The sequence below is a fragment of the Baekduia sp. genome (genome assembly GCF_035318805.1).
In the GTDB taxonomy this organism is placed as follows: Bacteria; Actinomycetota; Thermoleophilia; order Solirubrobacterales; family Solirubrobacteraceae; genus Baekduia.
The window spans coordinates 1-11,914 of record NZ_DATHDY010000112.1 but is presented as its reverse complement, the minus strand read 5'-3'; the positions used below and the strand labels follow the sequence as shown (position 1 = coordinate 11,914).

Genomic DNA, 11,914 nt, shown 5'->3' with positions numbered 1-11,914 from the left:
TCAGGGTCCTCTCGTGGGTTCGGGCGCCGCGGCGAGGAGCTCGTCCAGCAGCGCGGTGAACGTGCCGGCGGCCACCAGCTCGGCGACCGCCGCGACGTCGCCGGCCGGCGGGCGGTCGCAGTCCAGCGGCGCCACGACCGTGCGCACCGCCGCGTGGGCGGCGAGCGTGCCGTGCCCGGCGTGGCCGCCGTCGCGGCGCGCGCGCAGGTCCACCGCCTGGCATCCGCACACCAGCTCGGCGGCCACGATCGTCTCGATCCGGTCCAGCGACTCCATCAGCGTGTTGGCGGCGAGCATCGCATTGGAGGCATGATCCTCCTGGTTGTCGGAGACGACCACGCTGTCGCACGCCACCGGATGGGCCAGCAGGCGCAGCTCGCTCACCAGGCCGGCGGCCGTGTACTGCAGGATCATGTAGCCGCTGGCGCCCGGGTGCTCGGTCAGGAACGGCGGCAGCGCGCCGTTGGTGCTCGGCGAGACCAGCCGGTAGGTGCGGCGCTCCGAGACGGAGCCCAGGTCGGCCAGCGCGGCGCGCATCGTGTCGCAGGCCATCGCCAGCGCCTGCGCGTGGAAGTTGCCCGACGACAGCACCTCGGCGGGGTCGTCGAAGACCAGCGGGTTGTCGGTGACCGACGTCAGCTCGCCCTCGACGATCGTGGCGAAGAAGCTCCCGGCCGTCCGCGCGGCGCCGTGGATCTGCGGCGCGCACCGCAGCGAGTAGGGATCCTGCAGGCGCAGGGGCGCCGCGGCGTGCGCCGGCCGGTCGCGCCCCGCGAGCATCGTCCGGAGGTGCTGTGCCGAGCGCGCCTGGCCCGGCAGGTGATGGAGCGCGTGGACGCGCGCGTCGAGCGCCGGCAGTGCTCCGTCGAGGACGTCGAAGGCCACCGCGGCCGCGACGTCGGCCGCCGCCAGCACGTGGCGCACCCGCACGGCGGCCAGCGCCGCGATCGCCGCCGGGAACGAGGTGCCCGACAACAGCGCGAGCGCCTCGCGCCCGTCGAGCGGCAGCGGGGCGAGCCCGACCGAGCGCAGGCCCGCGGCGCCGCGGACCACCCGCCCGCGCGCGTCGCGGACCTCGCCCTCGCCGATCAGCGGCAGGTAGGCGTGCGCCGCCGGCGCCAGCTCGCCCACCGGCCCGAGCGACCCGGCCGGCACGCGCGGCACCACGTCGGCGTTGAGCAACGCGGCGATGGCCAGCAGCAGCTCTGGGCGCACGCCCGAGTGCGCGCACGCCAGCGTGCTCAGCCGCGCCGCCAGCGCCGCGCGCACGAGCTCCGGCGCCAGGTCGCGCCCGACCCCCGCCGCGTGGCTGCGCAGCAGTGACCGCGCCGCCTCCTGCGTCCGCCCCACGTCGGCCGGCTCGGTGACCAGCGCGCCGACGGCCGTCGTCAGCCCGTAGACCGGCGCGCCCGCGGCCACGGCCTCCTCCAGCGACGCGCGGTTGCGCGCCACCGCCGCGAGCGTCAGCGGCGCGAGCTCGACCCGCGCGGCGCCGTGCGCGATCGCCCACAGCGCGTCCAGCCCCAGGCGCCCGTCGACCACCACGCCGGGCACCGGACGGCGCGCGGTGGACCGGCCGATCCCGGCGCCCGGCACGGCCCCGGCCCGGTCCTAGGCCGCCGCGGCGGCGGGCCGCAGCTCCTCGACGTAGGAGATCGACGCGCGGCGCAGCAGCCCGTCTTCGGCGACCGTGTAGGCGCCCATGCGCGACAGCGGCGGCGAGTAGGCGTGGATCGAGACCGCCGGCGCGTCGGCGTCCTGGAGGACGCGATGGACGTGCGAGGCGTCGAAGTCGAACGCCTCGCCGGCGCGATGGCGCCTGCGGGCCGAGGTGCCGTCGATGCGCAGCTGCTCCTCGACCAGCTCGCCGGCGACGACCGCCACGGCGCCCTGGGAGACGTCGTGGTCGTGGAAGCCCGTGTCGTTGCCGCTCATCCACGAGATCACCCAGATGTCGACGTGCGCGTCGCGCCACAGCTCCTCGTAGTGGCGGTCCTCGCCCTCGGTGCGGACGAGGTGGCGCCAGCGGTCGGGCTGGGCGGCGATGGCGGTGACGAGGGCGTTGAGCTCGGAGCGGGAGAGGTCCTGCGTCAGCTCGGCCATCAGCGGCGTGATCATGCGGTGCGTCCTGGATCGAGGAGGTGTCCGGGCAGTGATGCGGTTCACTGAACCGGTTCAGTGAACCGGTTCAGAGGTATGTCACCTGGCGGGTCCGAAGTCAAGGGCCTGCCGGTCCAGAGGGGTACGCTCTGCGCGGTGGCCGAACGACCGAGGCAGCGCACGACGATCCGGCAGCTCGCCGAGCACACGGGCCTGTCCCCAGCTGCGGTGAGCTACGCGCTGCGCGGCATGCACGTCTCGGCCGAGACCGAGGAGCGCGTGCGCCGCGCCGCCGACGAGCTGGGCTACGAGGCCGATCCCATCGCGCGCGCCCTGGCCGGGGGCGAGACCGGCGTCGTCGGCCTGCTCGTGGGCAGCCTCGCGGACTTCTGGAACCAGGAGCTGGTGCGAGCGGTCCAGCGCTCGCTGTACACCGCCGATCGCAGCACGCTGGTCGCCGACGCCGACGGCGAGCCCGCGCGCGAGCTGGAGATGGCCAAGCGCCTCGTCGACCAGCGCGTCGACGGCCTCGTCGTCGTGCCGATCGGCCCCAGCTCGGGTGGCTGGGCCTCGATCGCCGAGCAGACCCCGACGGTCACCATCGGCGACGCGCTGCCCGGCGTCGCGCCCGCCGGCGAGGTCGTCTTCGACAACGTCGGCGGCGTCGCCGAGACGCTGCGCCACCTCGGGGCGCTCGGCCACCGCCGCGTCACCGTCCTCTCATGGGCCGTCACGACCTCGCCAGACCGCCAGGCCGAGCGTGTCGTCGCCGAGCAGGCCCGCGCGCTGGGGATCGCCTGCGACGTCGTCGCCTGCGCCTACTCGCTCGACGGCTCCATGCCCCTCGCGCTCGAGCTGCTGCGCGGCGAGGACCGCCCGACCGCCGTCTTCTGCCTGTCGGAGTCGATCGCCTACGGCGTGTACGTCGCGTGCGCCGAGCTCGGGCTCTCGATCCCCGGCGACGTCGCCGTGGCCGGCTTCGGCGACCATCCGATGTCGCGGCTGCTGGCGCCCCCGCTGACCTCGACGTTCTGGGACGTCGAGCTGGCCGCCGAGCTGGCGACCAGCTTCCTGCTGCAGGCGATCGCGGCCGACGGCCCGCAGGAGACGCTGCGCGAGGTCATCCCCGCGCAGCTGGTGACGCGCGCCTCGACGGGCTCCGAGCGCCTGGAGCGCGCGCCTACGTCGCCAGCAGCCCGATGACCTTCAGCCGGCGCGACAGCGCCTGCATCGCGAACGCGCGGGTCTCGTCGACCGACACGCCGAACAGCGTCGGGGCGTCGTCGCCCGCGTCGCCCATCCACTTGGGCTTGAGCACGCCGTCGGCGACCGGGGCGACCTCGGTCAGCGTGCGCTGGATCGCCTCGCGGTAGCGGTCGTCGCGGCGCGCCATGTGGCGCAGGAACCAGGCGCCGAACGCGACGTGGCGGTGCTCGTCGCGGGCGACGTTCGTGAACCCCTCCACGAAGGCGGGCAGCGTGCCCTGCTGCTCGTTGTAGTCGATGATGAAGTGCTGACCGGTGAGGGCGAGCATCCCCTCGACGATCATGTGGTAGATCGTGACGAACTCGCAGGCGCACTCGAGGTCGTCGGGCGCGACCGCCAGACGGTCCGCCTTGCCCTTGAGCATCTCGTCGAAGAGCACGGTGAACTCGGGGTTGACGTGCGCGGAGGTCTCCTCCAGGCGCGCCTGCAGCGACGTGCTCTCCAGCACTCCGACCTCGGTGTAGAAGCGATCGAAGAACGCGACGTGGCGCGCCTCGTCGGCGATCTGCGTGGAGAGGAAGATGCGCATGTCCTCGTCGGGCACGGCGCGCATCAGCGGCGCCAGCTCGCTCTGGACGCGCTGCTCGCCGATGAAGAACGAGCTGAGGCCGTACATGCGCTGGAAGCGCTCCTCCTCGCCGATGCGCTCGTGCCAGTCGATGCGGTCCTGCGTGAAGTCGAGGTCCTGCGTCGCCCAGTGCTGGCGCTCCCACAGCAGGTAGAGCTCGCGCGGGCCGAGCAGCGGCGCCTCCCCGCGATCGGCGCGCTCGTCCAGCGCCGGGTCGCTGGTCTCGCGGAAGTCGTCGCGGTCGGTGCGCTTGGTCGCCTGCTCGGTCACGGGTCAGCTCCTTGCACTCGGTGGGAGGCGTGAGCGTAGCGCGGTCCTGGCTGGCTGGCCAGTCGAGCCGCCGGTCCTCCGCGATCGCCGGCATCCGCGCGATCCGTGCGCGATTGACCCCCATATGCGGGGTCGATCCGACATGCGTTTTCGGATCCCGGCGTCCCGCGCGATCCGTGCGCGATCGACCCCCATATGCGGGGTCGATCCGACATGCGTTTCGTTCATGGGCGCCGGCGACCTCGCGAAGCTGCGATTCACGCCCGAACGATCCCCTCACGGCGCCGACGGCAGACCGACCTGGCCGGCGCCCCCGCCGGCGCCTCGTCGTCATCGCCGCCGGACCACGCCGCGCAGCCCGTCCAGCGCCTGAGCTGAACGCCACTCGTGACCCGCGTCCCGGGCGTCGCGGAGACCCCGTCGCCGCCGGCCGCATCCGTCGTCATCGCCCTCGAACCAGGGCTGCACCGGCGTGGCGCCCGAGCGGCGCGCCCCGGCGCTCGCGGAAGGACGGTCCCTACGGCCCCGGATCGCCCCCGCTGACCACGTGCAGCGTCGCCTTGCCGCCGGCCGCGGTGCTGACCGCGTAGTCGCCGGGCTTCAGGCCCGGGAGCTGCTTGCGTGCGGTGCCGCCGGCGGCGACGTCGATGCGCCCGGCCCCGGGCACGGCGACGGTGACGGTCTGCGCGCCGCCCTTCGCCGACAGCGCGAGGTCGATCGCCAGGAACGCCGGCACCGTGATCTGCGGCGGGGAGATCGTGGCGTCGGTCAGCGTGAAGCTCGCCGGCACGCGCGCGGCCTCCTCGTCGCCGGCGCCGCCGGGCGCCTGCTCGCCCCCGGCGGGCGTGCCGCCGTTGTCGTCGGGCGCCTGCTCGCCGCCGGACGGGACGCCGGCGGTCGCCGTGGGCGTCGTCGTGGTCGACGCGGGCGGGGCCGTCGGCGTGGTGGCCGTCGGCACGGTCGCCGGCGTCGAGGACGGCGCCTCGCTGGTCACCGACGCGGGAGGCTCGCCGACCACCGTCGCCGTGCGCTCGTCGCCGCCGCAGGCAGCCGCCGTCAGCGAAAGCGCGAGCCCGGCGAGCAGCGTCGCGCGCCGGCGGCTGCCGCGTAGCGCCGCGCGTGTCACTGGCCGATCGAGAACATCGACTCGAGGTCGTGCTCGGAGAAGGCCTCGAACGCGACCATCGTCTGCGTGCGGCTCACCCCCGACAGCTTGACCAGCTGGCCGGTGATGACCTCGGCCAGCTGCTCGTGGTGCGGCACGCGGACGATCGCGACGAAGTCCCACTCGCCTGTCACCGAGTAGGCCTCGGCCACCCCGTCCAGGCCGGCGAGCTCGCTGCCGAGCGTCGTGAGCGCGTCGCGATCGGCCTCGATGAGCACGACCGCGTGGGTCATAGCTCGTGCGCCTGCCCCGGATCGAGGACGATGACCTCGGCGTAGCCGGCGTTCTGCACGTCGGTCTTGAACGCCTGCGCGTCGGTCTCGATCGCCGGGAACGTGTTGTAGTGGTCGGGGATGATCTGGTCGGCCTTGATCAGGTCGGCCGCGACGACGGCGTCGAAGCGATCCATCGTGTAGTGGCCGCCGATGGGCACGACCGCCAGGTCGATGTGACCCCGCAGGGCCGGCAGCGCCAGGTCGCTGAACAGCGCCGAGTCGCCCACGAAGTAGATGCGCTTGTCGCCCATCTCGATGACGAGGCCCGCGGGCGTGTTGACCGTGCCGGCCGGCGTCGTCGAGGTGTGCCACGCCGGCGTGAGGCGGACGGTGGCCCAGCCGAGGTCGGCCGTGCCGCCGATGTTGGGGTCGATGACGTTCTCGACCCCGGCTTCGGACAGCTCGCCGGCCAGCTCGACGATCGCGACGACCGTCGCGCCGGTGCGCTCGGCGATCGCGACCGTGTCCCCGAGATGGTCGCTGTGGCCGTGGGTGAGGAAGATCGCGTCGGCGGCGACCTCGTCGGCGGTGGCCGTCGCCTTCGGGTTGCCGGTGAGGAACGGGTCGACGAGGGCGGTCTTGCCGTCGTGCTCGAGCGCGAACGCTGCGTGGCCCAGGAACGTGATCTTCATCTAGGAGCTCTCCTCTGAGGGGTCGACGTCGTACAGCTCTCGTGCCAGCTCCAGCCCCACCGCGACGCCGACGAGCATGCTCAGCCGCGTCTCCTCGGCGATCAGCGTGCGCAGCGCGTTGAGGCGGGCCGGGCCCTCCTCGGTCTCGGCGACGCTGGTCACCTGGGCCTCGTGCGCCTCGCCGAACCAGCCGCCGGCCGCGAGCGCCTCGTTGAGCACGCGCTGCAGGCCCGGCGCGGCGTGCGTGACGATCTCCTGCGCGTGCGTGAAGCGGTCGGCGTCGTCGGTCAGGGCCGCGACGGCGGCGTCGACCTGTTCAGCGGTGAATCGGCGGGCGGGCACTCGAACGCAGCCTAGAAGACCGGGCCTTCTAGCGGCGCGTGTCGGTGCCCCGGAGCAGCATCAGTCCGGCGAGGGCGCCGAGGACCAGGCCGGCGGCGCTGGCCACGGCGCTCGCGCCCGGCACGACGGCCGGCATCGCGGCGACCATCACGCCGAGGACGAGGGCGCCGAGCAGATCGCCGTCGTGCTCGACGTCGTGGCGGGCGCGCAGGATGTCGGGCAGCGCCCAGGCGGCGAGCATGCCCAGCGCGGCGCCCGGGGCGCCGAAGACCAGGTCGTTGGCGCCGAGTGCCACGGCGATCGCGTTGCCGCCGATCCCGCACGCCAGGAACAGGGCGATCACCAGCACCGGCCCGTGGCGCAGCTCGAGGCGCCAGCCCGCGATGCCGAGCGGCAGCAGCACCGCGAGCTGATACCAGCTGTTCGGATAGACGAAGGCCGAGGTGACGTACTTCCAGGCGTCGCCGCTCAGCGAGGCGAGCGCCAGATCGGCGTCGGTGACGAACGGCAGGACGAGGAAGCCGATGAGCGACAGCGCGAGCAGCAGGTACGTCGCGTTCGGCCGGCCCATCGGGTCGCCGCGGATGCCCGGGATCTCGTTCGTGCGCAGCGGCGTGAGCGTCGGGCGCACCCCGCGGCGCGGCGCGCGCGGAGACGCCTCGCCGGATCGGCGGTCGATCTTCGGGGCTCGCTTGCGCAGCCGGGTCCCGCAGTACGGGCACTCGGTGATGTACGGGCTGACCTCCGACCCGCACTTCTTGCAGACAACGAACAGGTCGGGCGTCCCGGCCATCTCACCTCGATTCTAGGACCCCAGAGCTCCAGTGCGCGAGCCGCGGGCCGATCATCTGATCGTGCGGCGTCTTCGGGACTTCCAGATCGTCGATCTCCGCGCCTCCAACGGCGGTGCGACGTGCCGCGTCGTGGCCGTCGGCGGCGGGGACGTCGTGCTCGAGCCCGAGGTCCCGGAACACGCCGCAGCGCTGGGGCTGCCGGCCCGCGCGACGCTGAGCTTCGACACCGAGCGCCACCCCGTGCTGCTGTCGGGCATGGCCGACGCGGGCCCGATTCCGGGCACGCACCGCTTCTGGGTCACCGACGATGTGGGCGTCCGGCCGCTCCGCCTGCGCCCGCGGTTGAACGCCGACCTGTCGGTCCGCGTGACGCCGCTGGACGAGCACGGACGCCGGACCGGCTTCCCGGCGCCGCTCGTGACGCTCGACGTCAGCGCCGGCGGCATCCGGATCGCCGGCCACCACGCGGCGGCGGGATCGATGATGGCCGTCGAGCTGACCGTGCCCGGGCTGCCGCAAGCGGTGTGCTGCCAGGCGCGCGCGGTGCGCGCCGTGGACGGCGGGACCGCGGTCACGTTCTGCGACCTCGACGCCGGCGTCGAGGCGGAACTCGACCAGCTGATCTTCGCCGTGCGCCAGCGCGTGGCGCGCGAGGCGTTCGCCGCCGCGGCGGCGAAGGCGCGGTCGCGACCCGCAGACGACGAGTAGGAGGCCGGGTCCCTAGGGGACCGCGGGTACGAGCCCCTGGGCGAGTACCCGCAGCGAAACGAGCCCCCTGGGCGAGGCTTCGCCTAGGACTCGCCGTCGCCCGACGTGGCGGCGACGATCTCGGCCATGACCTCGCGCAGGTCGTGGTTGGCCTCGTAGACGATGAGCTGGCGTGCAGCGCCGTTGCCGCGCGACAGGAGGTCGTCGACGCCCGCCAGGTCGTCGGCCGACCCGAGGTCCTGCGCGTGCTCGCGCAGGCGGTCGACCAGCCGGCGCGCCAGCGCCTTGGTCGCGATCCGCTCGTTGGAGGGCAGGTCGACCAGCTCGCCCTCGAGCCCGTGCCGCGCCGCCAGCCAGCGGTTCTCGTCGAGCATCTGCCACGGGTACTCGCCGAGGTGCGTCCCGGCCTCGTAGTGCTCGGCCAGCTCCTTGACCATCGCCTGGATGAGCGCCGCGAGGCCGAGCGTGTGCTCCACGCGCGTCTGCGCGTCGCACGCACGGATCTCGACGGTGCCGAGGTTCGGGTGCGGGCGGACGTCGTACCAGAGGTAGGTGTAGTCCTCCATCACGCCGCTGGACACCATGAACTCGATCTGGCGCTCGTAGTCGGCCCAGTCGCGGTAGGACGGCGGCACGCCCACGCGCGGGAACGCGCGGAAGATCGGCAGGCGCGTCGAGGCCATCCCGGTCCCGTCGCCGCGCCAGAACGGCGAGTTGGCGCTGAGGGCCAGCAGCACCGGCAGGTGCACGCGCATCCCGTTGGCGACGTGGATCGCCTTGTCGGGGTCGTCGAGGCCGACGTGGACATGCAGGCCGAAGATGAGCTCCTGGCGCGCGACGAAGCGCAGCGCGCTGACCAGCTCGCGGTAGCGCGACCGCGCGGCGATGCGCTGGTCCTCCCAGAGGGCGAACGGGTGCGTGCCGGCGGAGCCGACGGTGAGCCCGCGCTGCCCGGCGGTGTCGCGGACCTGCCGGCGCAGCGCACGGAGCTGCGCGCCGGCCTCGGCGGTGTTGGCCGCGGGGTTGGTGGCGATCTCCAGCACGGACTCCATGAGCTCGGGCTTGATCTCACCGTCGATCGACTTCGTCGACGGAGCCCGCGCGTCCTCCAGGAGGGACTCGATCGCGTTGACGAGCTCGAACGACTCGCCGTCGACGATCATGAGCTCCTCCTCGATGCCGATCGTGTAACTCGGCCCGGTGAAGTGATGCTCCATCTGCCGCCGCACCCTACCGGGGGTTTGACGCCCTGTCGCGGGGCAAGCCCGCCACGGCTCCGGCTCTATGATCGGTAGTCCCTGCCATGACCCCTTTGGAGGACAGACCGTGACCACCGACGTGCTCAGCGGATCGCGTCTCGAGGAGCTGCTCGGCGATGAGGCCGAGTCGCTGCTGCAGCATCGCAGCACCACCATCGACGCTTCCCTGCTTCATCTTCCCGGGCCGGACTTCGTCGACCGGGTCTTCAGCATCACCGACCGGTCGCCGACCGTCCTGCGCAACCTGCAGTGGCTGTTCGACCACGGCCGCCTCGGCGGGACGGGCTACGTCTCGATCCTGCCCGTCGACCAGGGCATCGAGCACTCGGGCGGCGCGAGCTTCGCGCCCAACCCGAAGTACTTCGATCCCGAGAACCTCGTCGAGCTCGCCGTCGAGGGCGGGTGCAACGCCATCGCCTCGACGGTCGGCGTCCTCGGCGCGGTCAGCCGCAAGTACGCCGACCGGCTGCCGTTCATCGTCAAGCTCAACCACAACGAGCTGCTGACCTACCCCAACGGCGCCGACCAGATCATGTTCGCCTCGGCCCAGCGGGCGGCGGACATGGGCGCGGTGGGCGTCGGCGCGACGATCTACTTCGGCTCCGAGCAGAGCGACCGGCAGATCGTGGAGGTCTCGCGGGCGTTCGAGGAGGCGCACCGCCTCGGCATGTTCACCGTGCTCTGGTGCTACCTGCGCAACAACGCGTTCAAGCAGGGCGACACCGACTACCACCTGGCGGCCGACCTGACGGGCCAGGCCAATCACCTGGGCGTCACGCTGCAGGCCGACATCATCAAGCAGAAGCTGCCGGAGACCAACGGCGGCTACCTGGCGCTGAACAAGCTCAACGGGGCGTACGGCAAGACGAGCAAGCTGGTCTACGAGCAGCTCACGACCGACCACCCGATCGATCTCACCCGCTACCAGCTGATCAACTGCTACATGGGGCGCTCCCCGCTGATCAACAGCGGCGGCGCCTCCTCGGGCGCGACCGACCTCGCCGAGGCCGTCCGCACCGCGGTCATCAACAAGCGCGCGGGCGGCACGGGCCTCATCAGCGGGCGCAAGGCGTTCCAGCGCCCGCTCGACGAGGGCGTCGAGCTGCTGCACGCCATCCAGGACGTGTACCTGTCGCCGGACGTGACCATCGCGTAGGAGACCGTGTCGCTATCGCGACTGGGGACCCACCTCCGGCGGCGACGGCTGGCCGTCGTGGGCTCGGCCTCGCCGGCCGCCTACGGCACCCCTAACCGTGCCGTCACCGTGACGGCGCCGCGCAGCTCCGCGCAGGCGCCGTCACGGAGCTGCAACGGCGCGCCCGTCGCGCCCGTCGCACGACCTAGGGTCACGGGCCGATGCGTCGCGCTCTTCCCTGGATCCTCGTCGTCCTCCTCGCCGCCGGCTACGGCCTCGGGCGCGGTGCGGGCGGCTCGCCGGACTCGCGCGCCGGCTCGACCCAGACCGCGCGCGTGCTGCGCGTGGTCGACGGGGACACGATCCTCGTCGCCCTCGGCGGGAAGACCGAGCGCGTGCGCTACATCGGGATGGACACGCCCGAGACGGTCAAGCCGCGCGCGCCGGTCCAGTGCTTCGGCAAGAAGGCCTCCGCGGCCAACGAGCAGCTCGTGGACGGGCGCGCCGTGCGACTGGTGGCCGACGCCGAGGCGCGCGACCGCTACGGCCGGATGCTCGCCTACGTCTACCGGGCCTCCGACGGCGTGTTCGTCAACGCGGAGCTGGTGCGCCGCGGGTACGCCCGGCCACTGAGGATCGCCCCGAACGTGCGCTACGCCGCACGCTTTCGGGCGCTCGCGCGCGACGCGCAGCGGGCCCGGCGAGGGTTATGGAGCGCCTGCGAGAGGTAGGCTGGGAACCGATGCGCATGCGTCAGAGCCTGGCCCAGCTGGAACGGGCCTTCGTCGACGAGATGGAACAGGACCGCGATCGGGCCGAGCGCCTGCACCGCGAGGCGGTCGTGCGCGCGCGCAAGCGCCAGCTGGACAAGACCCACAAGCGCGGCTCGATGCGCTTCGGACTGCTCGTCCTCATCCTCGTCGCCACGGCGGTGCTGGTCACCGTCGCGATGTTCGAGACGCTGTACTACGTCATGGGGTGATCGCCCAGGGGGCGATCACCTTGCGAAGAATCGCCTGGCGGCGATTTTCGCGGGCCCGGGCGGGCCGGCTCATGGGGTGATCGCCCAGGGGGCGATCACCTTGCGAAGAATCGCCGGGCGGCGATTTTCGCGAGGCCTGGAGGGCTACTCGGCTGCGGTGCCGAGCTTGCGCAGCGCTTCGTTGACTTCGCCGCGGGGATCCTCGGAGGCGGCGGCGCCGTTGCGCTCCTGCTGGATCTCGAGGTAGACCTCCTTGCGGAACACCGGGATGTCCCGTGGGGCCTGGATCCCGATGCGCACCTTCTCGCCCATGATGGACAGCACCGACACCTCGATGTCGTCACCGATCATGATGCTCTGGTTGGACTTTCGTGTCAGTACGAGCATGGTGTGACGCCTCCCAACGTCCCTGCCACCG

At 72.8% G+C, this 11,914-nt stretch carries 15 protein-coding genes; 5 read left to right on the top strand and 10 right to left on the bottom strand.

Annotated features, from left to right (window positions below; translation table 11 throughout):
• Both VK501_RS22765 and VK501_RS22760 read right to left on the bottom strand, forming a co-directional pair.
• Positions 1–1,596 carry an aromatic amino acid ammonia-lyase gene (locus tag VK501_RS22765; RefSeq protein WP_324341545.1) on the bottom strand — a complete coding sequence of 532 codons (1,596 nt, stop codon included), beginning with the start codon at positions 1,594–1,596 and terminating at the stop codon, positions 1–3.
• 15 nt (positions 1,597–1,611) lie between these two features.
• The gene (locus VK501_RS22760) at positions 1,612–2,118 is read right to left on the bottom strand and encodes a cysteine dioxygenase family protein (protein WP_324341543.1); all 507 of its coding nucleotides are present in this window, start codon (positions 2,116–2,118) and stop codon (positions 1,612–1,614) included.
• A gap of 138 nt (positions 2,119–2,256) precedes the next feature.
• Between VK501_RS22760 and VK501_RS22755 the strand changes: the two genes are divergently transcribed.
• Positions 2,257–3,303, top strand: coding sequence for a LacI family DNA-binding transcriptional regulator (locus VK501_RS22755; protein ID WP_324341541.1), 1,047 nt, complete (start codon positions 2,257–2,259; stop codon positions 3,301–3,303).
• Here VK501_RS22755 and VK501_RS22750 read toward each other — a convergent pair.
• The 6 genes from VK501_RS22750 to VK501_RS22725 all read right to left on the bottom strand — a co-directional run bounded on the left by VK501_RS22750 (position 3,281) and on the right by VK501_RS22725 (position 7,411).
• Positions 3,281–4,204 (bottom strand): ribonucleotide-diphosphate reductase subunit beta, encoded by a 924-nt coding sequence (locus VK501_RS22750; RefSeq protein ID WP_324341538.1) that lies wholly within the window; start codon positions 4,202–4,204, stop codon positions 3,281–3,283. The genes VK501_RS22755 and VK501_RS22750 overlap by 23 nt on opposite strands.
• A 517-nt stretch (positions 4,205–4,721) precedes the next feature.
• Positions 4,722–5,330, bottom strand: a complete 609-nt coding sequence (locus VK501_RS22745; protein ID WP_324341536.1) for a hypothetical protein — start codon at positions 5,328–5,330, stop codon at positions 4,722–4,724.
• Positions 5,327–5,602 carry an Lrp/AsnC ligand binding domain-containing protein gene (locus VK501_RS22740; protein ID WP_324341535.1) on the bottom strand — a complete coding sequence of 92 codons (276 nt, stop codon included), beginning with the start codon at positions 5,600–5,602 and terminating at the stop codon, positions 5,327–5,329. The genes VK501_RS22745 and VK501_RS22740 overlap by 4 nt, the downstream gene beginning before the upstream one ends.
• A complete protein-coding gene (locus VK501_RS22735; RefSeq protein ID WP_324341533.1) occupies positions 5,599–6,276 on the bottom strand; it encodes a metal-dependent hydrolase in 678 nt (225 codons plus the stop codon). The genes VK501_RS22740 and VK501_RS22735 overlap by 4 nt, the downstream gene beginning before the upstream one ends.
• Positions 6,277–6,618: a hypothetical protein gene (locus tag VK501_RS22730; protein ID WP_324341531.1), complete on the bottom strand. Its 342-nt coding sequence runs from the start codon at positions 6,616–6,618 to the stop codon at positions 6,277–6,279.
• 28 nt (positions 6,619–6,646) lie between these two features.
• Positions 6,647–7,411, bottom strand: a complete 765-nt coding sequence (locus tag VK501_RS22725) for a rhomboid family intramembrane serine protease (RefSeq protein WP_324341528.1) — start codon at positions 7,409–7,411, stop codon at positions 6,647–6,649.
• Positions 7,412–7,472: 61 nt separating this feature from the next.
• On the opposite strand from VK501_RS22725, the gene VK501_RS22720 reads away from it, so the two are divergent.
• A complete protein-coding gene (locus VK501_RS22720; RefSeq protein ID WP_324341526.1) occupies positions 7,473–8,120 on the top strand; it encodes a PilZ domain-containing protein in 648 nt (215 codons plus the stop codon).
• An 83-nt stretch (positions 8,121–8,203) separates the two neighbouring features.
• On the opposite strand, the gene VK501_RS22715 is transcribed toward VK501_RS22720, so the two are convergent.
• Complete coding sequence (locus tag VK501_RS22715) at positions 8,204–9,337, bottom strand: carboxylate-amine ligase (RefSeq protein ID WP_324341524.1); 1,134 nt, start codon at positions 9,335–9,337, stop codon at positions 8,204–8,206.
• Between the two features lie 109 nt (positions 9,338–9,446).
• On the opposite strand from VK501_RS22715, the gene VK501_RS22710 reads away from it, so the two are divergent.
• The 3 genes from VK501_RS22710 to VK501_RS22700 all read left to right on the top strand — a co-directional run bounded on the left by VK501_RS22710 (position 9,447) and on the right by VK501_RS22700 (position 11,496).
• On the top strand, positions 9,447–10,535 hold the full coding sequence (locus VK501_RS22710) for a class I fructose-bisphosphate aldolase (RefSeq protein WP_324341522.1): 1,089 nt from the start codon (positions 9,447–9,449) through the stop codon (positions 10,533–10,535).
• A gap of 200 nt (positions 10,536–10,735) precedes the next feature.
• Positions 10,736–11,245, top strand: a complete 510-nt coding sequence (locus VK501_RS22705) for a thermonuclease family protein (protein WP_324341520.1) — start codon at positions 10,736–10,738, stop codon at positions 11,243–11,245.
• 11 nt (positions 11,246–11,256) lie between these two features.
• Positions 11,257–11,496: a hypothetical protein gene (locus tag VK501_RS22700; RefSeq protein WP_324341518.1), complete on the top strand. Its 240-nt coding sequence runs from the start codon at positions 11,257–11,259 to the stop codon at positions 11,494–11,496.
• A 144-nt stretch (positions 11,497–11,640) separates the two neighbouring features.
• Here the strand turns inward: VK501_RS22700 and csrA are convergent, their stop codons facing one another.
• Positions 11,641–11,883, bottom strand: coding sequence for a carbon storage regulator CsrA (csrA, locus tag VK501_RS22695; protein ID WP_324341516.1), 243 nt, complete (start codon positions 11,881–11,883; stop codon positions 11,641–11,643).
• Between the last annotated feature and the right edge of the window lie 31 nt (positions 11,884–11,914).